Genomic DNA, 25,796 nt, shown 5'->3' on the forward strand with positions numbered 1-25,796 from the left:
ACTTCACCCTGGTGCACGAGGACGGGCCGCCGCCGCGGGGGTGAGGCGGGGCGGCTGTCGTGGGAGGCGGACCGGGCGCAGCCACGCCGCGGCGACTCCCGAGGGCGCCGCTCCCGCGCCCCGGCCGACGCCCTCGCGGCCGACGCGGTGACGCCCATCCGGAGGAAATCGCCGACTGGGTCCGGAAGCTGTGCCACGGCAGCCGTCCGACGGGCGAGACCCTCGTCGTCAGCGGTGGTCCGACGGTCCGCTGAGTACCCACCGTGCGCTCCGCCGTACATCCCCGTGCAACGCCGTACAAGGAGGTACGCCCATGACCGTCCAGCACGCACCGGCCGAGGACCTGCGCCTGACCGCCGGGGTCCATGCCGCCGTCCTGGCGCGGGATCCCGCCCAGTCCGAGTTCCACCAGGCCGTACGCGAGGTGCTGGAGTCCCTGGAACCGGTCCTCGCCCGCCGGCCCGAGTACAGCCGCCACCGGATCCTGGAGCGGCTGTGCGAGCCGGAGCGCCAGCTCGTCTTCCGTGTCCCGTGGGTGGACGACGAGGGCCGGATCCAGGTCAACCGGGGCTTCCGGGTGGAGTTCAACAGCGCCCTCGGCCCCTACAAGGGCGGTCTGCGCTTCCACCCGTCCGTGAACCTCGGGATCGTGAAGTTCCTCGGCTTCGAGCAGATCTTCAAGAACGCGCTGACCGGTCTGCCCATCGGCGGTGGCAAGGGCGGCGCCGACTTCGACCCCAAGGGCCGCTCCGACGGCGAGATCATGCGCTTCTGCCAGTCCTTCATGCTGGAACTCCACCGCCACCTCGGCGAGCACACCGACGTGCCCGCCGGGGACATCGGGGTCGGGACGCGCGAGATCGGCTATCTCTTCGGCCAGTACAAGCGCATCACCAACCGCTACGAGTCCGGGGTGCTCACCGGCAAGGGCCTGAACTGGGGCGGCTCCCACGTCCGCACCGAGGCCACCGGGTACGGCACCGTCTACTTCGTCTCCGAGATGCTCGCCGCCCGCGGCCAGGACCTCGACGGCCGGCGGGTCGTCGTCTCCGGCTCCGGCAACGTCGCGATCTACGCGGCCCGCAAGGCGCACGAACTCGGCGCGAAGGTCGTCGCCCTGTCCGACTCCGGCGGGTACGTGGTCGACGAGGAGGGCATCGACCTCGACGTGATCAAGGACATCAAGGAGGTCCGCCGAGCCCGGATCAAGGAGTACGCCGAGGTCGTGCGCCGGGCCCGCTACCTCGAGGGCGGTTCCGTCTGGGACGTGCCGTGCACGGTCGCGCTGCCCTGCGCCACCCAGAACGAACTCGACGAGACCGCGGCCCGCGCCCTGCTCGCCGGCGGGGTCGTGGCGGTCGCCGAGGGCGCCAACATGCCCACGACCCCCGGCGCCGTACGGCTCTTCCAGGAGGCGGGCGTGGCCTTCGGCCCGGGCAAGGCGGTCAACGCCGGCGGGGTCGCCACCTCGGCCCTGGAGATGGCCCAGAACGCCGGCCGCGACTCCTGGACCTTCGAGGACACCGACCGCCGCCTCGCGGCCATCATGGCCACCATCCACACCACCTGCCGTACGACCGCGGAGGAGTACGGCGCCCCCGGCAACTACGTCGTCGGCGCCAACATCGCGGGCTTCCTCAAGGTGGCGGACACCATGCTGGACCTCGGGGTGATCTGACCAGGCTCGGTCCCGGGCCGGACCGGAGCCGACCCCGGCCCGGGCGAGCCGCCGCGTCCCCCGGCGCGACCGGTGGCAGACTTCCCCGGTGATTATCGAACGCGTGTACGCGCACCCGGCCGGGGACGGCTCGTCCGCCGCAGGCCCGTACAGCGAAGAACACTGGCCCTGGTCCGTGCCCTGCGTCCGCGAGCTCCTGGGCGACGGGCTGCGCTTCACCGCGCCGGTGACGTTCCTCGTCGGCGAGAACGGCTCGGGAAAGTCGACCCTCGTCGAGGCCCTCGCCGAGGGCTTCGGCCTGGACCCCTGGGGCGGGTCCCACGACTGGCGCTACGCCGCCCACCGCCCGAAGTCCGTCCTGGGCGAGCTGATCCGCTTCGACGCGGCACCGCGCGGACGGCGCATGCTGGGCAACTGGTCGGCCCGCAAGGGCTTCTTCCTGCGCGCCGAGACGGCGAGGGACGCGCTGGACCGGGAAGGGTTCGCCCCGGACTCGGTCAGCCACGGCGAGGGCTTCCTCGCCGCCTTCCGGGGGAAGTTCCTCCAGCCCGGCCTGTACGTCCTGGACGAGCCCGAGGCCGCGCTCTCCTTCTCCTCCTGCCTCGAACTGATCGGTCACCTCGACCAGTTGGCGGCCACCGGCGCACAGGTCATCTGCGCCACCCATTCACCGCTGCTGACCGCGCTCCCGGGCGCCGACATCATCGAGGTCGGCGACCACGGCCTCCGCCGCGTGCCCTGGCCCGACCTCACCCTGGTCGACCACTGGCGCCGCTACCTCACGGACCCGCAGTCCTACCTGCGGCACATCCTCGGCTGAGGCCGGCTCAGGGCCACACCAGGCAGTACGGCTGATGCCCCGCCTCATGCAGCCGGTGCGAGAAGTCCTGCCACTCGTGCAGCAGCTGGTACACGTTGAACGCGTCCCGCGGGCCGCCCCGGTCCGGGACCGTGGACCAGATGAAGGCGGCCGCGCCCACCGCCTCCTCGCCGATGTCGCGGAGGGGGTCGACGACCGTCATGGGGAGTTTCACGACCGCGTAGTCGGGGTGGAGGACGACCAGCTCGAGCGGGGGGACCTTGTGCAGGGGGACGCCTTCGATGCCCGTGAGGACCATCGCGGCCATCGTCTCCGGCTTGATCTTGGTGAACATGCCGTTCATGCCGAGCTCGTCGCCGCCGAGCTCCTCGGGGCGCATCGAGATCGGGACGCGGGCCGCCGTCGCGCCGTCCGGCGCGCCGAAGTACTTGTACGTCACCCCCACCCGACCACCATTCCCGCTCCCGGGCCCATTCGGTACACCCTGGTCCTTACCCGGGCTCATGCCCTGGCTCTGACGTGCGTCGTCGCGTCCCTCGTTGACTTCCTCCACGTCGCGCCGGTGCCTTCCCCGCCGGGCACGTCGAGGACCCAGGTCATCAGTCCCCTCGCCCAGTCCGCCACCGCGATGCATATCTCCACCCGACTGCTTTTCTAGGACGCGTGGCCCCGGCCGCGCAACCCGATCATCGTGTCAGTGACCTCCCCCACGGCCGCCCGCCGAAACGTGCGTTGAAACACCTGTCCGCAGGATCTTCGCAGCCCCTCGACACCCGGTCGTTGTGAGCTACGTCTATCAGCCTCAGTCCGTCTCATATCAGGCTCAGTCCATCTCAGTTTCTCAGATGACGGCCGGTGCGGGAGGGGCCAGTGCCTTCCTGCCCCGCGGGCCCGCACGCCCCCTGGCCTACCCTGGGGAGTCACTGGCAACCGGAGTCCAACAAGTCGGAGAAGGTCGGAGAAGTCGCAGGTCATGAGCGAACTGCCCTATTCATACGATGCGCCTGTCTCGCAGGCGTTGTTCGACCGAGCGGCCGCCGTCACCCCGGGCGGTGTGAACTCGCCGGTCCGCGCCTTCCGTGCGGTGGGCGGAACGCCCCGCTTCATGGTGTCCGGCAACGGTCCGTATCTGACCGACGCCGACGGGCGGGAGTACGTCGATCTCGTCTGCTCGTGGGGGCCCATGATCCTCGGGCACTCCCACCCCGAGGTGATCGCCGCCGTGCGGGAGGCCGTCTCGCGCGGTACCTCCTTCGGTACGCCCGGTGAGGGCGAGGTCGCCCTCGGCGAGGAGATGGTCGCGCGGATCGAGCCCCTGGAGCAGGTGCGGCTCGTCAGCAGCGGGACCGAGGCGACCATGTCCGCGATCCGCCTCGCCCGCGGGTTCACCCGGCGGACCAAGGTGATCAAGTTCGCCGGCTGCTACCACGGCCACGTCGACTCGCTGCTCGCCGCGGCGGGGAGCGGGGTCGCCACGTTCGCGCTGCCCGACACCCCCGGCGTCACCGGCGCCCAGGCCGGCGACACCATCGTGCTGCCGTACAACGACCTGGAGGCCGTGCAGGAGGCCTTCCACCGGCACCCGGGTGAGATCGCCTGTGTGATCACCGAGGCCTCCCCGGGCAACATGGGCGTCGTCCCGCCGCTGCCCGGCTTCAACCAGGGGCTCAAGGACGCCTGCCGGGCCAACGGCGCGCTCTTCATCTCCGACGAGGTGATGACCGGGTTCCGCACCAGCCGCGCCGGGTGGTTCGGGATCGACGGGGTACGGCCGGATCTCATGACCTTCGGGAAGGTCATGGGCGGGGGCTTCCCCGCCGCCGCCTTCGGCGGGCGGGCCGATGTGATGGCGCACCTCGCGCCCGCCGGGCCCGTCTACCAGGCCGGCACCCTCTCCGGGAACCCGGTCGCCACCGCCGCCGGCCTCGCCCAGCTCCGCCTCCTCGACGACGCGGCGTACGCCAAGGTGAACGCCGCCTCCGAGCGGATCCAGACGCTCGTCTCCGAGGCGCTCAGCAAGGAGGGCGTCGCGCACACGTTGCAGAGCGCCTCCAACATGTTCTCGGTGTTCTTCACCGACCGGCCGGTGCGCACCTACGAGGACGCCAAGGCGCAGGAGTCCTTCCGGTTCACCGCCTTCTTCCACTCGCTGCTGGCGAACGGCGTCTATCTGCCGCCGTCGTCCTTCGAGTCCTGGTTCGTTTCCACGGCCCACGACGACCGGGCCATCCAGCGGATCGCCGACGCCCTCCCGGCGGCGGCCCGAGCGGCTGCGGAGGCCACAGCGGCATGACCACCCCGGACAACAGCCTTGACGGCAACAGCGACATCACCGTCGTCCACCTCATGCGGCACGGCGAGGTCGCCAACCCGGACGGGATCCTCTACGGCCGTCTCGCCGGCTACCACCTCTCCGAGCTGGGCCGGCAGATGGCCGACCGGGTCGCCGAGCACCTCTCCTCCCGGGACGTCCGGTACGTCGTCGCGTCCCCGCTGGAGCGGGCGCAGGAGACGGCGACCCCGATCGCCAAGGCGCACGGGCTCGACCTCGCCACCGACGGGCGGCTCATCGAGGCGGACAACGTCTTCCAGGGCAAGACCTTCGGGGTCGGCGACGGCGCGCTGAAGAAGCCCGAGAACTGGAAGCACCTCGTCAACCCGTTCAAGCCGTCCTGGGGCGAGCCGTACGTCGACCAGGTCGTCCGGATGAAGGGGGCGCTGGACGCCGCCAAGGACGCGGCGCGCGGCCATGAGGCGGTGCTGGTCAGCCATCAGCTGCCGATCTGGATCGTGCGGTCCTACGTCGAGCGGCGCCGGCTCTGGCACGACCCGCGCAAGCGGCAGTGCACGCTCGCCTCGCTGACGACCTTCACCTACCGGGGCGACCGGATCGTCTCGGTCGGCTACAGCGAGCCCGCCCTCGACCTCGTACCGGCCCATCTGCGGGCCGGCGCCAAGCCGGTGAAGGGGGCGGCGCCGGGGCAGGGCAAGGCCTTCGGCGCCTGAACCCCCGCGGAACCCCTGCGGAACCCCTTCGGTGCGCAACGCATTCCGGCCGTGGCTGGGTGCTTCCTGGGCGTTCACTGTTACCGAATCCGGACGTATGAGCGGAACCCGCTCGTTCGTCGTGTCCTCTGAATGGGTGACCACCAGAGGACGCGACGAACGGGACTGCCATGCGCGCCATCACCCGAAGGGGAGCACTCGGACTCGGTGCCGGGGCCGCCGCCGCTGCCGGACTGGTCGGATGCGGGAGCCTGACCGGTACCGATCCCTCCCCCGCGGGCGGTTCCGGCAAGGGCGGTTCCGACAAGAAGGGCTCGCCGAAGCCGACCGCCACCGCCAAGCCGATCGGCGACGGTTCCACCGCCTTCACCGGCAAGCAGCCCCACCAGCCCGTCAAGCCGGTGCCGCTGGAGCCCGGCCAGGAGCCGCCGCAGTTCGTCGTCTTCTCCTGGGACGGCGCCGGCGAGGTCGGCAACGGTCTCTTCCCGCGCTTCCTGGACCTCGCCAAGGAGCACGGCGCGTCCATGACCTTCTTCCTCTCCGGGCTGTATCTGCTGCCCGAGTCGAAGAAGCGGCTCTACGACCCGCCGAACAACCCCGTCGGCGCCTCCGACATCGGCTACCTCACCGACGAGCACGTCAAGATGACCCTCACCAACGTCCGCCGGGCGTGGCTGGAGGGGCACGAGATAGGCACCCACTTCAACGGGCACTTCTGCGGCGGCTCCGGCTCGGTCGGCAACTGGACGCCCGCGCAGTGGCGCAGCGAGATCGACCAGGCGAAGAAGTTCGTGAAGGAGTGGCGGACCACCACCGGCTGGACCGATCTGCCCGCGCTGCCCTTCGACTACGACAAGGAACTCGTCGGCGGCCGCACGCCCTGCCTCCTCGGCCAGGACAATCTGCTGCCCACCGCCAAGGCGCTCGGCTGGCGCTACGACGCCTCCTCGCCGGGCGGGCGTCAGGTGTGGCCGCAGAAGAGGCAGGGGCTCTGGGACCTGCCGTTGCAGCAGATACCCTTCCCCGGCCGCAGCTTCGAGGTCCTCTCGATGGACTACAACATGCTCGCCAACCAGTCGGTCAACTCCACCAACGCGCCCAGCCACAACTACCCGGGCTGGCGCAAGCAGTCCGCCCAGGCGTACATCCAGGGGTTCCGGCGGGCGTACGAGTCGAACCGCGCCCCCTTCTTCGTCGGCAACCACTTCGAGCACTGGAACGGCGGCATCTACATGGACGCCGTCGAGGAGGCGTTCAAGCACATCGCCGCCGAGAAGGAGAGCGGCGCCGACGTCCGGCTCGTCTCCTTCCGCCAGTTCGTGGACTGGATCGACGTACAGAAGCCGGAGGTGCTCGACAAGCTGCGCACCCTGGAAGTCGGCCAGCAGCCGGCCGGGGGCTGGAAGGAGTTCATGACGGACACCGCCGGCTCCGCGAGCTCCCCCAGCCCCTCCGAATCCGCCGCCTGAAATGCGGTTTTCCGCCCGCAAGGGGGGTGCGCAAGATCCCCGGAACGGGCATGCGAAACTTTTCACATGAGTGCCAGCCGCACCCCTTCGTCCATCGCCGTCGCCGCCGCCGCGACACTGCTGCTGTCCGCCTGCGCCGCCGGAGGGGTCTCCGGCGGTGGTGGTGACACCAAATTCATCATGGGCAAGGACGGCATCTCCACCGTCGCGCAGGGCAAGCGCGACGCGGCCCCCGCACTGTCCGGCAAGACCATCGACGACCAGCAGCTCGCGCTCTCCTCGTACAAGGGCAAGGTCGTCGTCCTGAACGTGTGGGGATCCTGGTGCGCGCCCTGCCGCGCCGAGGCCCCCAACTTCCAGAAGGTCTCCGAGGACCTGGCGGCCCGGGGCGTGCAGTTCGTCGGCATCAACGTCGCCGACCCCAAGGTCCAGAGCGCCCGCGCCTTCGAGAAGGGCTTCGGGGTCACCTACCCCAGCCTGTACGACCCGAGCAGCAAGCTGATGCTCCGCTTCAAGAAGGGCACGCTCAACCCGCAGGCCATCCCCTCCACGCTGGTCATCGACCGCGACGGGAAGATCGCCGCGCGCTCGCTGGCCCCGCTCAGCGAGGACAAGCTGCGCAAGATGATCGCCCCGGTCCTCGCGGAGAAGTGACGTGAGCGCGCTCACCACCCTCGCCGAGGTGACCGGTCCGAACCAGACGGTGATGAGCGGCGCCCTGATCCTCGCCCTGCCCATCGCCCTGCTCGGCGGGCTGGTCTCCTTCTTCTCGCCCTGCGTCCTGCCGCTCGTCCCCGGCTACCTCTCCTACGTCACCGGGGTGACCGGCACGGACCTGGCCGAGGCCCGGCGCGGGCGGATGGTCGCCGGCGCCTCCCTGTTCGTCCTCGGTTTCACCGCCGTGTTCGTCTCCAGCGGCGCCCTGTTCGGCTACTTCGGCCAGACGCTCCAGGAGAACCAGGGCGTCCTGTCCAAGGTGCTGGGCGTCCTCATGATCGCCATGGGTGTCTTCTTCATGGGCCTGATGCCCTGGATGACCGCGCGGGAGTTCCGCTTCCACCGGCGGCCCGCCACCGGACTCGTCGGCGCCCCGCTGCTCGGCGCGCTGTTCGGCATCGGCTGGACCCCGTGCATCGGCCCGACCCTCGCCTCCGTGATCGCCCTCTCCTCCAACCAGGGGAGCGCGGGCCGCGGTGCCATACTGACCGTCGCCTACTGCCTCGGGCTCGGAGTGCCGTTCGTCCTGACCGCGGTGGCCTTCCGCAAGGCGCTCGGCGCCTTCGGCTGGGTCAAGCGCCACTACGTCTGGGTGCTGCGGGCCGGCGGCACGATGATGATCGTGACCGGACTGCTGCTGCTGACCGGTGCGTGGGACCGAATCGTGCAGGACATGCAGTCCTGGTCCGCCGGCTTCACTGTGGGGATCTGATCCATGAGCAAGACCACGACAAGCGACGAGACGGCGGCCGCCCCCGAGGAAGGGGACCTCGGCGCCGCCGGTTCCCAGCTCTCCACCGCGCCCGCCGAGACCCTGGCGAACGTGCCCGGCCTCGGGGTCGTCGGCTGGGCCCGCTGGTTCTGGCGCCAGCTGACCTCCATGCGGGTCGCCCTGCTGCTCCTGCTGCTGGTGGCGCTGGGCGCGATCCCCGGCTCACTGATCCCGCAGACCGGCCAGGACGCCACCAAGGTCGCCGACTTCGCGAAGGCCCACCCGACCCTCGCGCCGGTCTACGAGAAGCTGGGTCTCTTCCACGTCTACAGCTCGGTGTGGTTCTCCGCCGTCTACATCCTGCTGTTCGTCTCCCTCATCGGCTGCATCGTGCCCCGCACCTGGCAGTTCGTCGGCCAGCTGCGCAACCGCCCGCCGGGCGCCCCCAAGCGGCTGACCCGGCTGCCGGCGTACACGACCTGGCGGACCGGGGCCGAGCCGGAGCAGGTCCGCGAGGCCGCCCTCGCCCTGCTGAAGAAGCGCCGCTTCCGCGCGCACCTCGCCGGGGACGCCGTCTCCGCCGAGAAGGGCTACCTGCGCGAGGTCGGCAACCTCGCCTTCCACATCGCGCTCATCGTGATGCTGGTGGCCTTCGCCTGGGGCCAGCTCTTCAAGGCCGAGGGCAACAAGCTCCTCGTCGAGGGCGGCAGCGGCTTCTCCAACACCCTCATCGCCTACGACGACTTCAAGTCCGGCAACCTCTTCGGGGTCGACGACCTGAACCCGTTCAGCTTCACCCTGGACAAGTTCAAGGGGACGTACGAGAAGACCGGTCCGAACAAGGGCACGGCCCGCACCTTCCAGGCGGCGGTCACCTACAGCGTCGGCGCCTACGGCAAGGGCAAGAAGGACGTCGTCAAGGTCAACCACCCGCTGGAGATCGACGACTCGAAGATCTACCTCACCGCCCACGGCTACGCCCCGGTGATCACCGTGCGCGACGGCAGGGGGAACGTCGTCTTCCATGACGCGGTGCCGCTGCTGCCGCTGGACTCCAACGTCACCTCCAGCGGTGTCGTCAAGGTCCTCGACGGCTACAAGAACGCCAAGGGCGTCACCGAGCAGCTCGGCATCTCGGCCTTCTTCCTGCCGACGTACACCGCCGGCAGCGAGACCGCCTCCACCTTCCCGGCGCTGGACAACCCGGTGCTGAACCTGGCGCCGTACCACGGCGACCTCGGCGTCAACTCGGGCATCCCGCAGAGCGTGTACCAGATGGACAAGACCCACATGAAGGCCTTCAAGGACTCCAAGAAGGCGCAGCTGCGGGAGAACCTCAAGCCGGGCGAGACCATGACGCTGCCGAACGGCGCCGGCACGGTCACCTACGAGAGCACCAAGCAGTGGGCCAACTTCCAGATCACCCAGCAGCCCGGCAGCGGCTGGGCGCTGACCGGCGCGATCGCCGCGATCTTCGGCCTGGCCGGCTCCCTGTTCATCCAGCGCCGCCGGGTGTGGGTGCGGGCCGTGAAGGGCGCCGACGGCGTCACCGTCGTCGAGATGGCCGGACTCGGCCGCAGCGAGTCCGCCAAGCTCCCCGAGGAACTCGGCGACCTCGCCGGGATCCTGTACGACCAGGCCCCCGGGGCGCCCGACCCCGAGAACGACTCCGATTCCCCCGACCCCCAAGTCGTCCCTGCCGAAAGGCCTGAGAAGTGACGCTCGCCGCCGTACCCGATCTCGCCGGCGCGACGAATCTCGCCGCCGCCACCAACGAACACCTCGCGAGCATCAGCAACACGCTGATCTACTCCGCGATGGCCGTCTACACCCTGGCCTTCTTCGCGTACATCGCGGAATGGCTCTTCGGCAGCCGCAGCAAGGTCGGCCGTACCGCCGCCGCGCTCACCGCCACGGCGCGGGCCGAGGCGAGGGGCCCGGCCGTCACCGTCAAGAAGGACGGCGGCACCGCCGTGCTGGAGCGCCCGCAGGTCGTGGTGCGCTCGGCGGCGGGCGCGCGGGACGTGCCCGACGGGCCCGGCGCGCACGGCGGCGACGAGCAGGGCGACATGTACGGCCGGATCGCGATCTCCCTCACGGTGCTCGCGTTCCTGGTCGAGCTCGGCGGAGTGATCGCCCGCGCGGCCTCGGTGGAGCGGGCGCCGTGGGGCAACATGTACGAGTTCAACATCACCTTCTCCACGGTGGCCGTCGGCGTGTACCTCGGCCTGCTGGCGCTGAAGAAGAACGTCCGCTGGCTCGGCCTGTTCCTGATCACCACGGTCCTGCTCGACCTCGGCCTCGCGGTCACCGTCCTCTACACGGCGAGCGACCAGCTGGTCCCGGCCCTGCACTCGTACTGGCTGTACATCCACGTCTCCACCGCGATCTTCTGCGGCGCGGTGTTCTACGTCGGCGCGGTCGCCACGATCCTCTACCTCTTCAAGGACGCCTACGAGAACAAGCTGGCGACCGGCGGCAAGCCCGGCGCGTTCGCCAACTCGGTCCTCGACCGCCTGCCCGCCGCCGCGTCCCTGGACAAGTTCGCCTACCGCGTCAACGCGGCCGTCTTCCCCCTGTGGACCTTCACGATCATCGCCGGCGCGATCTGGGCGGGCGACGCCTGGGGCCGCTACTGGGGCTGGGACCCCAAGGAGACCTGGTCCTTCATCACCTGGGTCGCCTACGCCTGCTACCTGCACGCCCGTGCCACGGCCGGCTGGAAGGGCCGCAAGGCCGCCTACCTGGCCATGATCGCCTTCGGCTGCTGGCTCTTCAACTACTACGGCGTCAACATCTTCGTGACCGGCAAGCACTCGTACGCCGGGGTCTGACCGCCGTACGGCCCGAACGGGTGCGCAACCCCCTCCCACGGGCCACTCTGGTGTCATGCACCTCCTCATCCGGCTCCCGGTCCCCATGGAGACGGTCTGGCCGGCGGTGAGCACGCCGGACGGGCTGGCGGCCTGGTGGGCCGGGGCGGACCTGCTGGAACCCCGGCTCGGCGGCGCGGTCGTGCTGCGGGGGCCGGGGGAGGGCCGGATCACCGCCTGGGACGTGGACCGGGTCGCCGAGTACACCTTCCCGGCGATCGGCCGCGTCCGCTTCCATCTGGAGCGCGACGGGGCCACCGCCTCGGTGCTGCGCTTCACGCACGAGTTCCGGGGCGGGGAGCGGCCGGACTCCGGGGTGGAGCCGGCCTGGCGGGCTCGATTCGAACACCTGATCGAGTTGCTGGCGGCGCCCTCGCCGAGGTGACGCGCCGCAACACCTTGCCCCTCGGTCGTGAGCCGTAGTTAATGGTGCCCACAGAGTGACGGGAATCACCGGCAACTCACTCACCTCATGGGGGACTTGATGACCACACCCGAACCGTCGGGACACTTCGACGTGCCACCCCCGCCCCCCGCGCCGCCGACGCACTTACCGGGTCTCGAACTGCGGGTCAGCAGGCGGCTGCTGTGGGTCGGCGGGGCCTGCTACCCCCTGGCGAACATCGCCCGGGTCTACACCCTCACGATCCATCCGCGGCGCAAGGAGGCCGTGCTGCGGTTCCTGAGGACCTTCCTGATCACCGGGGCCGTGGCCCTCACCCTCACCGTGCTCAGCGGCATCACGATGGTCGCCGACCAGGAAACCGGCAGCGGACTGATGACGTTCGTGTGGCTGGGGTCCGTCGGTGTGGTGGTGTACGCCCTGGTCGAGATGGTCCAGGTCCTCAGCGCGCAGTCGCACTACGTGATGGCCGTCGAGACCTCCGGCCCCTCCCAGGCCGTGGTCACCAGCCGGGACCCGCACTTCCTGAACCAGCTGGTCGGTCAGCTCGCCCACGCGATCGAGCACCCCGACACCGAGTTCCAGGTGCGGGTGGAGAGCATCACGATCAGCCCTCAGCACTACTACTTCGGCGACAACGTGAACATGTACGGCGGCAGCGGCAACGTGGGGATGGCAGGCGCATGAGCACGCACAACTACTACGGCGACAACGTGAACATGCACGGCGGCACCGGCAACGTCGGCATGATCAAGAACCAGGTTTCCGCCGCCCCCGCCTCCCCCGAGCTGGAGGCGGCCGTACGGGAACTGCTGGCGCTGCTGCGGGAGGTGCGCCCGCGGATCCCGGCGGCCAGCGCCCAGGCGCTCGACGAGTCGCTGCCCGCCCTCACCGCCGACTCCACCGCGCCCGCGCAGGAGCGGCACCGCGCCCTCCTCGCCGTCGCGGGCATCGCGGCCACGATCGGGGCGCTGGGTCAGCCGGTGCTCGAAGCGGTGAACCGGGTTCTGGCGCTGGTCGGCCCATGAGTACCGGGCAGGGGGCGGCCGGCGCCCCCTGCCGTGTCCCCACGGCTCACCGCAGCCGGGACGACGACAGGATCGACAGCAGATGGGCCGGGACCATCAGCCAGGTGATGGCGGCGATGGCGGCCAGCGCCCAGCGCGTCGGCTCGATGCCGCCGGTCGCCGCGTCGGCGAACGCGACGACGAGGAGGACCAGGGAGGCCTCGATGCCGTTGGTCACCCGGTGGATCTTGAAGGCGGCGGCGAGCCGGCGGACCGAGGCGACGCCCTGCGAGCGGGGCGCGGACGCCTCGTCGTCGGCCACGGAGAGCCCGCGCCGGGCCCGGGCCACGTCCACCAGGTCGGTGGAGGCCTTCAGCAGGACGACCCCGAGGGCGGTCGCGAGGCCCAGGGACACCCAGCCGTTGAAACCGTGCCAGTCACCGATCCCCGACCCGGCCGCCCGGAAGCCGAAGCCGATCATCAGCGCCGCGTCGGCGAGGTACGCGCCGAGCCGGTCGACGTAGATGCCGGTCGCGCTGTTCTGCCCCTTCCAGCGCGCGACCTCGCCGTCCACGCAGTCGAAGAGCAGGAACAGCTGCATGAGGAGCGCGGCGAGCACCGCCCCCGCCAGGCCCGGGACCAGCAGCGCGGCCCCCGAGAGGACCCCGCACACCACCATCGTCCAGGTCAGCTGGTCCGGGGTGACCGGGGTGCGCACCAGCTGACGGGTGAAGCGCAGCGATATCCGCCGCATGTAGAGGCGGCCGGCCCAGTGTTCGCCGTTGCGGCTCGCCAGCTTGGCCTGCGGCTGGCAGACCTCCCGCAGATCCTCGAGCACCGGCGCAGCAACCATGACCCGTTCCTCCCACACACCCAACTGGACGATTCCCGGGGAATTTTGACACGGTGAAGCGCGTCCGCCGGCCCGAGCCGCGTCACGCTGCACCGACCCGGGCCCTGCCGAGGGCCGCCGCACCGGCCGTCCCCCGCACCACCCGGTGCGCACAGGCCGCCGACAGCAGCTCCCCCAGCAGGTCGGGGTCGTCGATCTCCAGGCCGAGGAGGGACTCGATGCGCTCCAGCCGCTGGTAGAGGGACTGCCGGCCGATGTGCAGGAGGGCGGCCGTGCGGGTCGGCGAGCAGCCGTTGCGCAGATGCACCTCCAGGGTGCGGACCAGGTCGCTCGGGTGTGCCGCCTCCCACTCCAGGAGCGGCCCGAGGGCGTGCTGGACCATCCCCGCGAGCCGCTCCCGGTTGGCGGGGACGCCACCGCGGGTCAGCTCCCGCTCCAGGGCGAAGGCACGTGAGGACGTCACCAGCGGCCCCCCGGGCGCGGCGGGCTCGGCGGGCGGCACGGTCAGCGCGAGCTCCAGCGTCGTACGGGCCGCGCGCAGCGTCTCGCTCCAGTGCAGCCACCCGCTCCCGGCCGCCACCGCGTGCCCCACGGCGACCGTGAGCCCCGGCTCGGCCACCGCCCGGAACGCCTCCTGCACGGCCCGCACCGGATCCCCGGCGCCCCGGCCCTCGGACAGCGCCAGCAGGGCGAGTACGTCCCCCGGGAACGCGGCCCGCAGCGCTCCACCGCCTCCCAGCAGCCGTACGGCCCGGTCGACCGCCCCCGCCTCCCGGGCACCGTGCACGGACACCCCGATCAGCCGCGCCCCCGGCCCCGGATGGAACCCGGCGAGCGCCGCCCGCGCCTCCACCTCCGGCTGGTTCAGCGCGGCCCGGTCGGCGAGGTCGGCGAGCAGGGCGGCCGTGTGGTCGTCGCCCCGGGGCCGTACGACCGAGCGCCCCGACAGTCCCCGGGCCACGATCGCCCGGTTGGCGGCCTCGGTGATCCGTACGAAGGGCACGACCCGGTGCAGCGCCAGCAGGGGCAGCTCCAGCCGGCGGGCCTCGTCGACCACCTCACCGGGCATGCGCGGCAGCGACCGCCCCACCTCCACCGCGAGCCCGACGGCGCCCCGCGCGGCCAGCTCCCGCACATACCGGCGCCGCACCCCGTCTGTGGCGTCCGTCAGCCCGAACCCGTTGGTGAGCAGCAGCTCCCCGCCGTCGAGGAAGTTCGCGCCCTCGCACACCTCGCTGCTGTGCACCCAGCGCACGGGACGGTCCAGGCCGCGGGCCCCGGCGAGCAGCTCGGGCTCGGTGGCACGGACCGGGTCGAGGGCCAGGACTTCACGGAGGGTGAGTGCGGGCACGAGGACCTCCAACGTGCTGACAGAACGTCCGGCTGCCGGCTGCCCGGAGAGTACTTTCCGCACGTTGCCCTGGTGTTTCGACGGCACCAGAGTGGAGTCTTGACTTCCTCCCTCGCCTAAAGACGGGGGATTTCAGCGGTCGCCCGCTGGGTTTCCTGCTTCACCGACGACCGCCCCGTCCGGGAGGACTCCCGTTGAGGTCTTACACCGTCTCCACAGGCAGACACCGCCAGCCCGGCGGCCAGAATGGTGCGGGCCGCGTTCACATCGCGGTCATGCACGGCGCCGCACTCGCACGTCCACTCACGGACGTTCAGCGGCAACTTCGCCGCGACCGTGCCGCAGGCTCCGCACAGCTTGGAGCTGGGGAACCAGCGGTCGATCACGATGAGTTCGCGCCCGTACCAGGCGCACTTGTACTCCAGCATCGACCGCAGTTCCGTCCATGCCGCGTCCGAGATGGCGCGCGCGAGCCTGCCGTTCTTCAACAGGTTGCGGACGGTGAGGTCCTCGATCACGACCGTTTGGTTCTCACGGACGAGGCGAGTGGTGAGCTTGTGCAGGAAGTCCCGGCGTCGGTCGGCGATCCGGGCGTGTACCTTGGCGGCCTTCACCCGGGCCTTGGCCCGGTTGTTGGAGCCCTTCGCCTTCCGCGACAGCTCACGCTGCGCGCGGGCCAGGCGGGTGCGGTCACGGCGCTCGTGCCGGGGGTTGGCGATCTTCTCCCCGGTGGACAGGGTCACCAGGGAGGTGATTCCTGCGTCGATGCCGACCGCCGCCGTGGTGGCGGGCGCGGGGGTGATGGTGTCCTCGCACAGCAGGGATGCGAACCAGCGGCCCGCAGCGTCGCGGGACACGGTCACCGTGGTCGGCTCCGCGCCCTGCGGGAGGGGACGCGACCAGCGGATGTCCAGCGGCTCGGACATCTTCGCCAGGGTCAGCTTCCCGTCGCGCCACGTGAACGCGCTGCGGGTGTACTCGGCCGACGCACGCGACTTCTTCCGCGACTTGTACCGGGGGTACTTGGCGCGCTTGGCGAAGAAGTTCCCGAACGCTGTCTGAAGGTGGCGCAGCGCCTGCTGGAGCGGGACGGAGGAGACCTCCGCCAGGAAGGACAGTTCCCCGGTCTTCTTCCACTCCGTCAACGCGGCGGAGGACTGCACGTAGGAGATCCGGCACTGCTCGCCGTACCAGGCCCGCGTGCGCTCCTCCAGTGCCTTGTTGTAGACGAGGCGGACGCAGCCGAACGTGCGCGACAGCTCAGCCGCCTGCTCGTCCGTGGGGTAGAAGCGGTACCTGAAAGCCCGCTTGACGTGCTGCATCACGCCTCACACCGTATCGGATTCCGTGTGAGCAGCTACCTGGGAGCTTCGTTTCCTCCCCGACCTGAAGGCTGCGGTATCCACGAAGGAGAGACCCGATGAACCCTGTGGATCCGGTCCCCCTGGACCAGCCCACGGCCAGGACCTGGCTGGCCACCGCCGTCGCCGAGGCCCGGGCCGGGCTCGCCGAGGGCGGTATCCCGATCGGCGCCGCGCTCTACGGCCCCGACGGCACCCTGCTCGGCCGCGGCCACAACCGGCGCGTCCAGGACGGCGACCCCTCGACGCACGCGGAGACGGCCGCCTTCCGCGCGGCGGGCCGGCAGCGCTCGTACCGCGGCACCACCATGGTGACCACGCTCTCCCCCTGCTGGTACTGCTCCGGCCTGGTCCGGCAGTTCGGCATCTCGCGTGTCGTGGTGGGCGAGGCCGCGACCTTCCACGGCGGCCACGACTGGCTCGCCGAACACGGCGTGGAGATCGTGCTGCTCGACGACCCCGGGTGCGTCGGGATGATGCGCGACTTCATCGAGAAGAACCCGGCACTCTGGAACGAGGACATCGGTGAGTGAACCGCGTATTCCCACGATCGATCTCACGCCCTGGCTGGACGGTGACGCGCAGGCGCGGGCGGCGATCGCCCGAACCGTCGACGAGGCCCTCCAGACGGCCGGCTTCCTGCTGGTCACCGGCCACGGCGTGGATCCGGCCCTGCGCTCCCGCATCCGGGAGGCGGCCCGGGACTTCTTCACGCTCCCCGCGGATGTCAAGCAGCCGTACGCCGTGAAGGTCGGCGGGCGGGGCTGGCTCGGCCCCGGCGCGGAGGCGAACGCCTACTCGGAGGGCACCGAGACCCCGCCGGACCTCAAGGAGTCCCTGACCTTCGCCACGCACGAGCCGTTCGACGACCCGGTGGTCGACGCGGAGTGGTACGCGCCCAACGTCTGGCCGGCGGAGGTGCCGGAGCTGGAGGCGCTCTGCGCGGAGTACCTGGAGAAGATGGCCGAGCTGGAGAAGCAGCTGCTGTCGCTGCTGGGCGAGGCGCTGGGTCTGGAGCCGGACTTCTTCTCCCGCCACATGGACCACCCCACCTACGGCTTCAACATCAACTGGTACCCGGGCACGGAGGTCATGGGCGAGCCGGAGCCCGGCCAGTTCCGCATCGGCCCGCACACCGACTTCGGCACGGTCACCATCCTCGACCGGCAGGCCGGCAAGGGCGGACTCCAGGTCTGGACGGAGGAGGGCGGCTGGGAGGACGCGCCCTTCGATCCGGCGGCCTTCACCATCAACATCGGTGACCTGATGGCCCGTTGGACGGGGGACCGGTGGCGGTCGGGCCGGCATCGCGTGCTGCCCCCGCCCGCCGACGAGCCCGCCGAGGAACTCATGTCCCTCGTCTACTTCGGCGAGTGCACCCCGGGGACCCTCGTGGAGTCCGTACCGCCACCGGTGGGGCGGGTGGCGTACGAGCCCATCGACTCGCATGTGTACCTACGGGGCCAGCTTGACTCGATCACCGTGGAGTGACCCCGGGAATGGCCCGATACCGCCGTGGTCTTCCCCCTCCCCCACACCCATACTGAATCTTCACAGCCGCTTCACAGGAGGCGGTTGCGATGCATCATGACTTCTCGGGAGGGGACCCCATCGTGAGGAAGTTATGCCTGACCGGACGCCTGAGAGCGGTCTCGGGCGTTCTCGCCGCCGGTGCGCTGATCGTCGGCCTCTCCGGTACGGCGGCGCACGCGTCGGAAACCGGCGCGCTCACCGCCGCCGCGGAGATCGGCATCCAGTTCAACCCCGACGGCGACGCCGGCCAGTGCGGCGGAACGACGGGACAGCAGTGGGGTGGGACACCGGACTTCACGCGCTCGATCCGCTTCGACACCGACAACCGCCCGGGCGGCTGTCAGCTGGCCTTCGGTGTCTACGATCCCGACAACACCCTCGCGGGCGCGTCCCTCACGTACGGCTTCCAGGCCAGCCCCGGCGGCGACGCCGGCCAGTGCGGAAGCCAGGGCACCTACCGGATACCGATCCAGCGGTTCAGGACCTTCGGCCCCAGTGTCCGGGTCGACACCGACAACCGGTCCGGCTGGTGCAACCTCACCTTCACCGTGTCGGGCCGCTCCGACGTGGTCCTCGATGTGCAGTTCTACGCCGACGGCGACGGGGGTCAGTGCGTGAACGCCCTCCCCGCCGGCCAGTACCGCTCGGCGTTCGCGGGCAGCCCGGTGACCGTGGGCATCGACGCCGACGGGCGCCCGGGCGGCTGCCAGTTCCTGCTCCGGCTGCGGACCGTCTAGCGCTCCGGCCGGTTCGGCGCCGCGTACTCGGTGAAGGCGCGGCGGTAGCGGGTGTGCCCGGTCTCCCGGGCATGCCCGCTCTGCCACTCCTCGATCTCGGCGGGGCCGGGTCGCGTGCCGGAGGCGGCGGGGCAGTGGGTGCAGGACATCTCGTACTCGGCCGCGGTGTACTCGGCCGCGGTGTACTCGGGCAGCCCCAGGAAGGCCGTGTGGTAGCGGCGTTGGTGGCGGCGGAGCAGGACGTTCGCGTCGGTCTCCGCGCTGCCGTCGTGGCGGGCGCGGGCCGCGTCGCGCAGTCCGGCCAGGTCGGCGCAGGCGGCACAGTCACGGACCGGGGTGGGCGGGCCGCCGTGCAGCGAGCGGGAGTTGGCGGCCCGCAGGCTCGCGGTGAGGCGTTCGGTGGGGGTGGCGGGGCGGAGCAGTTCGGGGCGGGCCTCCCACTCCCGGCCGCCGCCCAGGGGACGCAGGAGGGCATGGGGACCGGCCTTGCCCTGATACTCGCCCACCTTGTCCGACCTGGGGTCGTAGACGACCGTTCCCGTTTCGAACCCGCCCTCGATGTGTTCGGTCATGCCCTGTCCGTTCCCTCTCCGTACCGGCTTGGTGACTCCGGGTGTGTCGAGCGTGACGGTCGGGCACGGTGCGTATCAATGCCCGACGTGTGACAAGGGCATCTGTCACGGAGGGAGGCGAGGAGAGTGACCACCAACGCCGCCCTGTTCGGGGAACTGTTGCGCCACTTCCGTGAGGCGGCCCTGCTCACGCAGGAGGCGTTGGCGAAGACGATCCCCTGCGATCGCTCGCTGGTGGCGAGGGTCGAGGCGGGGACACGGGTGCCGCAGGAGCCGTTCGCACGGACCTGCGACGAACTGCTGGGTACGGGTGGGGCGTTGGGGCGGCTGTGGGGGCGGATCGACTGGTATCCGCAGGTGGAGCATCCGGACTGGTTCGAGCGCCGGGCGCAGATGGACGCGGAGGCTGTGGCCCTGCGGGCCTATCAGGCGCAGGTGGTGCCAGGCCTGTTGCAGACCCCCGACTACGCCGCCGCGCTCTTTGCCCGCCGTCTGCCCCACGCCGACGACGTGGAGGAGCGCGTCCGGGCCCGACTCAGCCGCCAACAGCGCTTCTACGCCAAGGGCGGCCCGTATTACATAGTCGTACTGGACGAGAGCTGCCTGCGGCATGTGGTGGGCGGACGCGAGATCATGTGGGAGCAGTGCGCACATCTGCTGCGGGTCGGGGAACTGCCCAACATCCGCATCCAGGTGGTTCCGTTGAGCCGTGCCGACATTGACCGGCCCGACACCTCGATGTCTTTGATCAGGCTGCCTGACGGGCATGAGTGGGTGTACTCGGAATCGCTGGACCGTGGCCACTTCAGCGACGATCCGTCCATCTTCCTGGCCCACAGCCAGACCTATGATGTGCTCAGGGCCGATGCACTGTCAGCCTCTGACTCCGCCGCCCTGATCTGTGGCGTGATGGAAGGGTACGGGCACTATGGCGACCTGGATCAAGAGCAGCTACAGCGGGGCCAACGGCGGCGACTGCCTCGAAATCGCCCCCGAATCCACCTCCGTCGTCCCCGTCCGTGACAGCAAGACCCCCGACGGCCCCATCCTGCTCATCCCGCGGAGCGCCTGGGCCGTGTTCGTAGCGGAGGTGCGTGCTTTCCCAGACGGACCCGGGGCCGACGAGGATGCGATCAAGCGCAGGAAGCGCGCGTCCTTCCTGGGCTGGCTCGCGGAAGGCGGGCTGCCCGACCTGACCGGACCGGTCGAAGCCTCGGCGAGTGCGGGCGACCCGCACCGGGCCGTCTGAACGACCGCTGTCTCATCGACAAGTCCGCGCTCGCCCGCTACCCCAAACCCGCCGTTCGTGCCGTGATCGACCCGCTTCACAATGCCGGGCTGCCGGCGGGTTGCGGCGCCGTCGAATTCGAGATCCTCCGCAGCGCCCGTTCGAAGGCGGACGCGGAACGGATCCGGGACGAGATGCGGGGGTTCGACCGGCTGCCCACGCCCGACGAGGCGTGGGACCGGGCGTTGGACGTGCAGACGCGGCTCATCGCCGCGGGCAACTGGAAGGCGCTGTCGGTCTCCGACCTGGTCATCGCGGCGACGGCCGAGCGTAGTGGCGCCACGGTCCTGCACTACGACGGGGACTACGACATGATCGCGGGCGTGACCGGGCAGCCGACCCGCTGGGTGGTTCCGGCAGGTACCGCCGACTGACGCGGCCCACTCAAGCACCCCCGCCGCCCCACCCTCAGCGCGTCCGGCCCGCGCGGGCGTAACGGGCCGCGAGGTCGGCGAGGGCCGCGGTCAGTTCCGGTGGGCCGATGACCTCGATCTCGGTGTCGAAGTGGCCGAGGGTCGCGGCGAGGCCGGGCCAGGACCAGGAACCGAGGGTGAGGCGGCAGCGGTCGGGGCCGAGTTCCTCGACGATGCCGTCCCGGGCGTGGGGCGCGACATCCGCGGCGGGGAGGTGGAGGACGACCTCGCCCCGGCAGGGCCAGTCCGTGGTGGTGCCGTCGTTGCCGCGGAACCGGCCGGTGAGGAAGGTGGAGACATCACCGCCGGGAAGCGCCCGCGGGGTGAAGCGGGGGCCGTTGGGGGTGCGGGGACGGATGCGGTCGACGCGGAAGGTGCGCCAGTCCTCGCGGGTGAGGTCCCAGGCCACGAGGTACCAGCGGTGGTTGCGGGTGACCAGGTGGTGGGGGTGTACCCGGCGGGGGGCGTCGGGGGTCGGCGGGTAGTCGAAGCGCAGTTCCTCGCGGGCGTGGAGGGCGCGGCTCAGCTCCAGCAGGACCTCACGGTCGACCCGCGGGGTGTCGTGGGGCGCGGGCGGCGGGACCGCGGTGATGTCCAGCAGGTCGATGCGGTGGCGCAGCCGGGGCGGCATCACCTGGCGGAGGGTGGCCAGGGCGCGGGTGGCGTCCTCGGCGACGGAGGTGAGGGTGGTGTCCGCGGCCGCGGTCCGGAGCGCGACGGCCAGGGCGATCGCCTGGCCGTCGTCGAACAGCAGGGGCGGCAACTGGGCGCCGGCCTCCAGCCGGTAGCCGCCGGCCGGTCCTTTGAGGGTCGTGATCCGGTAGCCCAGCTCGCGCAGCCGGTCGATGTCACGGCGCACGGTGCGCGCGGTGATGTCGAGGCGGCCGGCGAGATCCCCTCCCGACCAGTCGCGGTGCGTCTGGAGCAGCGAGAGCAGGGCGAGCAGCCGGGCGGAGGTTTTCTGCATGCGGTCGATCTTCCCGGGAGTACAGGACACAACCTGTCCGCTACCTCCGTCAGGGTGGGCTTCACCAACGAGGCGAGGAGCCGACCATGTCCGTCACGACCACCACCCACCTCAACTTCCGGGGCACCGCGCGCGAGGCGCTGGACTTCTACCGGTCCGTCTTCGGCGGACGTACGGTCGCCGTCACCTACAAGGACGCGGGCGCCGTGCGCGACGAGAGCGAGGCGGACTGGCTGATGTGGGGCGAGGTGGCCGGCGACAACGGCTTCCACGTGATGGCGTACGACGTGCCCGCGCAACTGCCCTGGAGCCAGGGCGAGAACCCGTTCTTCGTGTCCGTGCGCGGTGACGACGCCGAGGAGATCGGCGCCCTGTGGGGCAGGCTCGCCGAGGGGTCGACCGTGGTGCGCGCGCTGGAGCCCGCGCCGTGGGCGCCGCTGTACGGCATGCTCACCGACCGCTTCGGCGTCACCTGGGTCCTGGACGTCACCGCCCCGTACCACGGCTGAGCCGGCCGGACCCGGGAACGCCATGACCGCCGTCCTCGACAGCCGCGCCCTCAACCGGGCCACCCTCGCCCGTCAGCATCTGCTCGCCCGCGGCGACGCGTCGGTGCCCGAGGCGGTGGCCCACCTGTGCGGCCTCCAGGCGCAGGAGCCGCAGGAACCGTTCATCGGGCTGTGGTCCCGCCTCGTCGGCTTCGAGCCGGGACAGCTGGACGACGCGCTGACCGGCCGTACGGTGGTGCGCACCCATCTGATGCGCCGTACCGTCCACCTGGTCACCGCCGACGACGCGCTCGCCTGGCGGGCCCGCCACGACGCCATGCTGCGGCAGCGGGTGCTCGGCACCTACCGGCGCGAACTGGCCGGCGTCGACCTGGACGAGGTCGCCGCCGCCGGCCACGCGGTCATGGCCGACCGGCGGCCCCGCACCATGCGCGAACTCGTACAAGCCCTCGAAGCCCGCTGGCCCGGTCCACCGCGCCGGGTCCTGGGCGAGCTGCTCGTCGCGGCCCTCGTCCCGATGGTCCAGCTCCCGCCCCGCGGGCTCTGGCAGCGGACGGCCGGGGTACGCAACCTGCCGCTGGCCACCTGGCTGGAACGGGACGCCGACCCGCTGCCCGTCGGGGAGGGCGATCCCGTCGGCCGGCAGTTGCTGCTCCGCTACCTCGCCGCCCACGGGCCCGCCGCCAGTGCGGACCTGCGTGCCTGGTGCGGCCTCGCCGGGCTGCCCGCCGCCGTCAGGGCCGTCCGGGAGGAACTCGTCGCCTTCCGCGACGAACGCGGCCGCGAACTGCTCGATCTGCCCGACGCGCCCCGTCCCGACCCCGACACCCCGGCCCCCGTCCGGTTCCTGCCCGCCTTCGACAACGCCGTCCTCGGCTACCACGACCGCGGCCGCATCATCGACGCCGCCCACCTCGGTCTGTCCGTCGCGGGCCACCGCATGGTCCTGGTCGACGGACGTGTCACCGCCACCTGGGCCGCGCGCGGTGGACACCTCCGGATCGGCCCGCTGCGCCCTCTCTCCGCCCGGGAGGAGGAAGCCGTCCGTGCCGAGGCCGAGGACCTGGCCGCCTTCCTGGACCAGGACATCGAGCACATCCGGCTCGACACCGAGGACTGACGGTGCTCAGCCATCACTTCGCGGTCCTGCCCGCGGCGGGCCTCGTCGAACAGCGCGACGAGGGGCCCCGCCGGGTCAACCGGCTGCGGCGCCAGGAGTTCGACGCCCGCTTCCCGGGCCTGCTGGACCTCGTCCTGCGCGACTGAGCACGGCGTACAGCCCGGCGCTCACCAGGAACCCCACCAGCGGGGTGATGTCCCCGAACGACGGCCAGTGCGCGGGGACGTATCCGACGTACTTCTCCTGGTTGGAGAAGAGCGGGACCGACACCGCCACGCCGATCAACAGGGCGGCGATTCCCGGCCGGTTGGTGAAGGAGCGGTCGGACAGGCGGGTGGAGAGTTCCTCGTCCGAGGCCGTACGGCCCTGGAGCAGGCGTTCCGTCAGGACGACCCCCAGCCACGGAGCGACCCAGTACGCGATGACGAGCAGGAACGCCTCGTAGGCCGACCCGGCGTCCGACAGGGACGCCCACGCCGCCGCCGTACCCGCCACGCCCGAGACCACGACCAGCACGCTGCGGCTCAGCCAGGTGGGGAGGTTCAGGCCGAGGGAGGTGAGGGAGATCGCCCCGGAGTAGACGTTGAGGGCGTTCGCCGAGACCGCTCCGAGGATGATGGCGATCAGCACCAGATCGCCGAGCCAGCCCGGGAGATGACCGGTGAAGGCGGCGGTCGGGGTGGCGCCCCGCGGGGCCACGATCGTCGCCGAGGCCGCGCCGATGATCGCGACGAGGGCGACGGAGACGAAGAGGCCGGCCGCCGGGTAGAGGACCGTACGGAACTTGTCCGCCGTGCGCGGGAGGTAGCGGGAGTAGTCGGTGGCGTACGGGTTCCAGCCCGCCGCGTACCCCCAGGCCGCGCTGAACGCGAGCAGGAAGCCGCCGATGCCGCCGCCCGTGCCGCCCCCGCCGAGGTCCGCGTGGTCGAGGGTCCACCCGCCGGCCAGCAGGAAGATCACCGCGAGGGCCGGGAAGGCGTACTTCTCGAAGGTGTGCACGAAGTTGTGACCGATGAAACCGATCAGGATCTCGGCCGCCACCACGAGGAGGAGGGAGGGGAGCGGGCGCAGACCGGTGAGCGTGTTGAGGGCGAAGGCCGCGCTCACGCTGTTCACCGCGAACCAGCCGACGCCCGCGACCAGGCCGTTGGCGGCAGCGGGGAGGATGTTGCCCCGGAAGCCGAAGGACAGCCGGCCCACCACCATCTGCGGGACGCCGAACCGGGGACCGTCCAGGGACAGCACCCCCTGTGTGATCGCGCCCAGCGCGGTGCCGAGGACGATCGCCGCCGTGGCCTGCCAGAAGCCCAGGCCGAAGAAGAGGACCGAGATCACGCCGATGTAGACCGTCGCGAACTCGATGTTCGGGGAGGCCCAGGTCCACAGCAGCTGGAGCGGGGAGCCGTGCCGCTCGGCGTCGGGGATGGGGTCCGAGCCCGCCGTCTCGACGGCGATGACCTTGTCACCGTAGGCGGGGGCGAGGGCGCCGGGGGAGTCGGCGGGAGCAGTCGTCATGCGAGGTAAGTGTCCGGTTCCCACCCCTCACGGCCCAGAGGCGCATTGTCCGCTCCGGGAGCCCCGGCGGCGTACAACCTGTAGGGCTGGGCCCTGTCGGCTAGTGCCGCGGCAGGCGACGTTCGCCCCGTCGCGACGCCCGGCACGCACTCCCGCCGCACCGGCCGAAAGCCCAAGTACGTCCAGTACGAGGACTTCCGGCCGGCACGCCGAGAGCACGCACCGGACGCCGCTCCTTGACGGGCAGACGTTGCCTGCCGCGGCACTAGGGCGTGTGTCGAAAGCAGCGCCGTCCGCCCGGAGGGCGGGGCCCGCGGCGTCCGGTGCGGTGCGTCGCACGGCGGAGGGTCGTCCGCGTACCGGGCGTACGCGGACGATCCCGACAACGCGGCGAGGCGCCGTGCCAGGCGTCGCGGGCCAGACGGGACTTTCGACACACGCCCTAGGCGTCCTTGGGGTCCTCGCCCGACTCGCGGCGCTTGAGCTCCTCCTCGCGCCGGCGCAGGTCGTCCTCCCAGTCCTTCAGGAGCTGTTCGTCGTTCCTGGCCTTCTCGTCCTTCAGGGACTTCAGGAATTCGGGGTTGTCGTCGGGTGCCACCCACTTCCCGCTCCCGGCGACGGCACCACCGCCGGGCGCGCCGCGCACCTTGCCCGCCACCAGCCAGGCCACCGGACCGACCAGCACCTCGCCGAAGAGCAGGATGATCAGCACCCACACCACCTTCGGCAGGCCCCGGACCTCCTCCTCGGGGGTGTTCAGGCAGTCGATGAAGGCATAGATCCACAGTGCCAGGACCAGCAGGAACGGCAGATACCTGAGCATGGTGGCGGGTTCTCCCGGAAGACGGCGACGGGGCAGGGGACGGCCCCGGTGACGGGGCCAGGGTAGCGG

29 protein-coding genes are annotated in these 25,796 nt (G+C 71.2%); 21 read left to right on the forward strand and 8 right to left on the reverse strand.

Annotated features, from left to right (window positions below; translation table 11 throughout):
• Window positions 1-313: 313 nt before the first annotated feature.
• A complete protein-coding gene (gene gdhA, locus AQJ64_RS40830; protein ID WP_055633732.1) occupies window positions 314-1,678 on the forward strand; it encodes an NADP-specific glutamate dehydrogenase in 1,365 nt (454 codons plus the stop codon).
• Between the two features lie 88 nt (window positions 1,679-1,766).
• Window positions 1,767-2,498 carry an AAA family ATPase gene (locus AQJ64_RS40835; RefSeq protein WP_055633731.1) on the forward strand — a complete coding sequence of 244 codons (732 nt, stop codon included), beginning with the start codon at window positions 1,767-1,769 and terminating at the stop codon, window positions 2,496-2,498.
• A 7-nt stretch (window positions 2,499-2,505) separates the two neighbouring features.
• On the opposite strand, the gene AQJ64_RS40840 is transcribed toward AQJ64_RS40835, so the two are convergent.
• Window positions 2,506-3,132: a hypothetical protein gene (locus AQJ64_RS40840; protein ID WP_206189687.1), complete on the reverse strand. Its 627-nt coding sequence runs from the start codon at window positions 3,130-3,132 to the stop codon at window positions 2,506-2,508.
• A gap of 339 nt (window positions 3,133-3,471) precedes the next feature.
• On the opposite strand from AQJ64_RS40840, the gene hemL reads away from it, so the two are divergent.
• From hemL to AQJ64_RS40890, 10 genes are all read left to right on the forward strand, one after another.
• Window positions 3,472-4,791: a glutamate-1-semialdehyde 2,1-aminomutase gene (hemL, locus tag AQJ64_RS40845; protein ID WP_055633730.1), complete on the forward strand. Its 1,320-nt coding sequence runs from the start codon at window positions 3,472-3,474 to the stop codon at window positions 4,789-4,791.
• Window positions 4,788-5,504 carry a histidine phosphatase family protein gene (locus AQJ64_RS40850; RefSeq protein ID WP_055633729.1) on the forward strand — a complete coding sequence of 239 codons (717 nt, stop codon included), beginning with the start codon at window positions 4,788-4,790 and terminating at the stop codon, window positions 5,502-5,504. The genes hemL and AQJ64_RS40850 overlap by 4 nt, the downstream gene beginning before the upstream one ends.
• Window positions 5,505-5,674: 170 nt before the next feature.
• Window positions 5,675-6,973, forward strand: coding sequence for a polysaccharide deacetylase family protein (locus AQJ64_RS40855; protein WP_055633728.1), 1,299 nt, complete (start codon window positions 5,675-5,677; stop codon window positions 6,971-6,973).
• Between the two features lie 66 nt (window positions 6,974-7,039).
• Complete coding sequence (locus tag AQJ64_RS40860) at window positions 7,040-7,627, forward strand: TlpA family protein disulfide reductase (protein ID WP_055633727.1); 588 nt, start codon at window positions 7,040-7,042, stop codon at window positions 7,625-7,627.
• A gap of 1 nt (window position 7,628) precedes the next feature.
• A complete protein-coding gene (locus tag AQJ64_RS40865) occupies window positions 7,629-8,402 on the forward strand; it encodes a cytochrome c biogenesis CcdA family protein (protein ID WP_055633726.1) in 774 nt (257 codons plus the stop codon).
• A 3-nt stretch (window positions 8,403-8,405) separates the two neighbouring features.
• A complete protein-coding gene (gene resB, locus AQJ64_RS40870) occupies window positions 8,406-10,121 on the forward strand; it encodes a cytochrome c biogenesis protein ResB (protein WP_055633725.1) in 1,716 nt (571 codons plus the stop codon).
• Window positions 10,118-11,236, forward strand: a complete 1,119-nt coding sequence (gene ccsB / locus AQJ64_RS40875) for a c-type cytochrome biogenesis protein CcsB (RefSeq protein ID WP_055633724.1) — start codon at window positions 10,118-10,120, stop codon at window positions 11,234-11,236. Before resB ends, ccsB begins: the two co-directional genes overlap by 4 nt.
• Before the next feature lie 55 nt (window positions 11,237-11,291).
• Window positions 11,292-11,660: an SRPBCC domain-containing protein gene (locus AQJ64_RS40880; protein WP_055633723.1), complete on the forward strand. Its 369-nt coding sequence runs from the start codon at window positions 11,292-11,294 to the stop codon at window positions 11,658-11,660.
• A gap of 99 nt (window positions 11,661-11,759) precedes the next feature.
• Entirely contained in the window at window positions 11,760-12,365 is a 606-nt protein-coding gene (locus AQJ64_RS40885) for a DUF6232 family protein (protein WP_055633722.1), read from the forward strand.
• Window positions 12,362-12,706 carry a hypothetical protein gene (locus AQJ64_RS40890; protein ID WP_055633721.1) on the forward strand — a complete coding sequence of 115 codons (345 nt, stop codon included), beginning with the start codon at window positions 12,362-12,364 and terminating at the stop codon, window positions 12,704-12,706. Before AQJ64_RS40885 ends, AQJ64_RS40890 begins: the two co-directional genes overlap by 4 nt.
• A gap of 46 nt (window positions 12,707-12,752) precedes the next feature.
• On the opposite strand, the gene AQJ64_RS40895 is transcribed toward AQJ64_RS40890, so the two are convergent.
• From AQJ64_RS40895 to AQJ64_RS40905, 3 genes are all read right to left on the reverse strand, one after another.
• A complete protein-coding gene (locus tag AQJ64_RS40895) occupies window positions 12,753-13,538 on the reverse strand; it encodes a CDP-alcohol phosphatidyltransferase family protein (protein ID WP_055633720.1) in 786 nt (261 codons plus the stop codon).
• An 82-nt stretch (window positions 13,539-13,620) separates the two neighbouring features.
• Window positions 13,621-14,889 carry a PucR family transcriptional regulator gene (locus AQJ64_RS40900; RefSeq protein ID WP_055633719.1) on the reverse strand — a complete coding sequence of 423 codons (1,269 nt, stop codon included), beginning with the start codon at window positions 14,887-14,889 and terminating at the stop codon, window positions 13,621-13,623.
• Between the two features lie 116 nt (window positions 14,890-15,005).
• Window positions 15,006-16,214: an RNA-guided endonuclease InsQ/TnpB family protein gene (locus AQJ64_RS40905; RefSeq protein ID WP_055633718.1), complete on the reverse strand. Its 1,209-nt coding sequence runs from the start codon at window positions 16,212-16,214 to the stop codon at window positions 15,006-15,008.
• Between the two features lie 95 nt (window positions 16,215-16,309).
• On the opposite strand from AQJ64_RS40905, the gene AQJ64_RS40910 reads away from it, so the two are divergent.
• The 3 genes from AQJ64_RS40910 (at window position 16,310) to AQJ64_RS40920 (ending at window position 18,520) form a co-directional block, all read left to right on the forward strand.
• Window positions 16,310-16,783: a nucleoside deaminase gene (locus AQJ64_RS40910; protein ID WP_055633717.1), complete on the forward strand. Its 474-nt coding sequence runs from the start codon at window positions 16,310-16,312 to the stop codon at window positions 16,781-16,783.
• On the forward strand, window positions 16,776-17,741 hold the full coding sequence (locus AQJ64_RS40915) for an isopenicillin N synthase family dioxygenase (RefSeq protein WP_055633716.1): 966 nt from the start codon (window positions 16,776-16,778) through the stop codon (window positions 17,739-17,741). The genes AQJ64_RS40910 and AQJ64_RS40915 overlap by 8 nt, the downstream gene beginning before the upstream one ends.
• Before the next feature lie 122 nt (window positions 17,742-17,863).
• Window positions 17,864-18,520, forward strand: a complete 657-nt coding sequence (locus AQJ64_RS40920; RefSeq protein ID WP_240512597.1) for a hypothetical protein — start codon at window positions 17,864-17,866, stop codon at window positions 18,518-18,520.
• Here the strand turns inward: AQJ64_RS40920 and AQJ64_RS52135 are convergent.
• Window positions 18,517-19,092: a DUF7848 domain-containing protein gene (locus tag AQJ64_RS52135; RefSeq protein ID WP_059203466.1), complete on the reverse strand. Its 576-nt coding sequence runs from the start codon at window positions 19,090-19,092 to the stop codon at window positions 18,517-18,519. The two genes, AQJ64_RS40920 and AQJ64_RS52135, sit on opposite strands and share 4 nt — an antisense overlap.
• Window positions 19,093-19,194: 102 nt before the next feature.
• Between AQJ64_RS52135 and AQJ64_RS40930 the strand changes: the two genes are divergently transcribed.
• Genes AQJ64_RS40930 through AQJ64_RS40940 form a run of 3 tightly spaced genes read left to right on the forward strand, consistent with a single transcriptional unit; the run spans window position 19,195 to window position 20,754 of the window.
• Window positions 19,195-20,115 (forward strand): helix-turn-helix domain-containing protein, encoded by a 921-nt coding sequence (locus AQJ64_RS40930; RefSeq protein ID WP_063808104.1) that lies wholly within the window; start codon window positions 19,195-19,197, stop codon window positions 20,113-20,115.
• Entirely contained in the window at window positions 20,021-20,341 is a 321-nt protein-coding gene (locus AQJ64_RS50330) for a DUF397 domain-containing protein (RefSeq protein WP_059203467.1), read from the forward strand. The genes AQJ64_RS40930 and AQJ64_RS50330 overlap by 95 nt, the downstream gene beginning before the upstream one ends.
• Window positions 20,338-20,754 carry a PIN domain nuclease gene (locus tag AQJ64_RS40940; RefSeq protein ID WP_055636661.1) on the forward strand — a complete coding sequence of 139 codons (417 nt, stop codon included), beginning with the start codon at window positions 20,338-20,340 and terminating at the stop codon, window positions 20,752-20,754. Before AQJ64_RS50330 ends, AQJ64_RS40940 begins: the two co-directional genes overlap by 4 nt.
• Before the next feature lie 34 nt (window positions 20,755-20,788).
• Here the strand turns inward: AQJ64_RS40940 and AQJ64_RS40945 are convergent, their stop codons facing one another.
• Complete coding sequence (locus tag AQJ64_RS40945; RefSeq protein ID WP_059203468.1) at window positions 20,789-21,760, reverse strand: helix-turn-helix transcriptional regulator; 972 nt, start codon at window positions 21,758-21,760, stop codon at window positions 20,789-20,791.
• An 86-nt stretch (window positions 21,761-21,846) separates the two neighbouring features.
• Here AQJ64_RS40945 and AQJ64_RS40950 point away from each other — a divergent pair, with 86 nt between their 5' ends.
• From AQJ64_RS40950 to AQJ64_RS49385, 3 genes are read left to right on the forward strand one after another with little or no spacing between them, the layout of a single operon-like run.
• Window positions 21,847-22,269, forward strand: coding sequence for a VOC family protein (locus tag AQJ64_RS40950; protein WP_055639176.1), 423 nt, complete (start codon window positions 21,847-21,849; stop codon window positions 22,267-22,269).
• A gap of 22 nt (window positions 22,270-22,291) precedes the next feature.
• Complete coding sequence (locus AQJ64_RS40955; protein WP_059203469.1) at window positions 22,292-23,389, forward strand: winged helix DNA-binding domain-containing protein; 1,098 nt, start codon at window positions 22,292-22,294, stop codon at window positions 23,387-23,389.
• Window positions 23,390-23,391: 2 nt separating this feature from the next.
• Window positions 23,392-23,535 carry a helix-turn-helix domain-containing protein gene (locus tag AQJ64_RS49385; protein WP_159060344.1) on the forward strand — a complete coding sequence of 48 codons (144 nt, stop codon included), beginning with the start codon at window positions 23,392-23,394 and terminating at the stop codon, window positions 23,533-23,535.
• On the opposite strand, the gene AQJ64_RS40960 is transcribed toward AQJ64_RS49385, so the two are convergent.
• Both AQJ64_RS40960 and AQJ64_RS40965 read right to left on the reverse strand, forming a co-directional pair.
• Entirely contained in the window at window positions 23,465-24,904 is a 1,440-nt protein-coding gene (locus AQJ64_RS40960; RefSeq protein ID WP_055638134.1) for a purine-cytosine permease family protein, read from the reverse strand. The two genes, AQJ64_RS49385 and AQJ64_RS40960, sit on opposite strands and share 71 nt — an antisense overlap.
• A 442-nt stretch (window positions 24,905-25,346) precedes the next feature.
• Complete coding sequence (locus AQJ64_RS40965; RefSeq protein ID WP_055637796.1) at window positions 25,347-25,727, reverse strand: PLD nuclease N-terminal domain-containing protein; 381 nt, start codon at window positions 25,725-25,727, stop codon at window positions 25,347-25,349.
• Window positions 25,728-25,796 lie beyond the last annotated feature (69 nt).

This window comes from Streptomyces griseoruber (assembly GCF_001514205.1).
Classification (GTDB): Bacteria; Actinomycetota; Actinomycetes; order Streptomycetales; family Streptomycetaceae; genus Streptomyces; species Streptomyces griseoruber.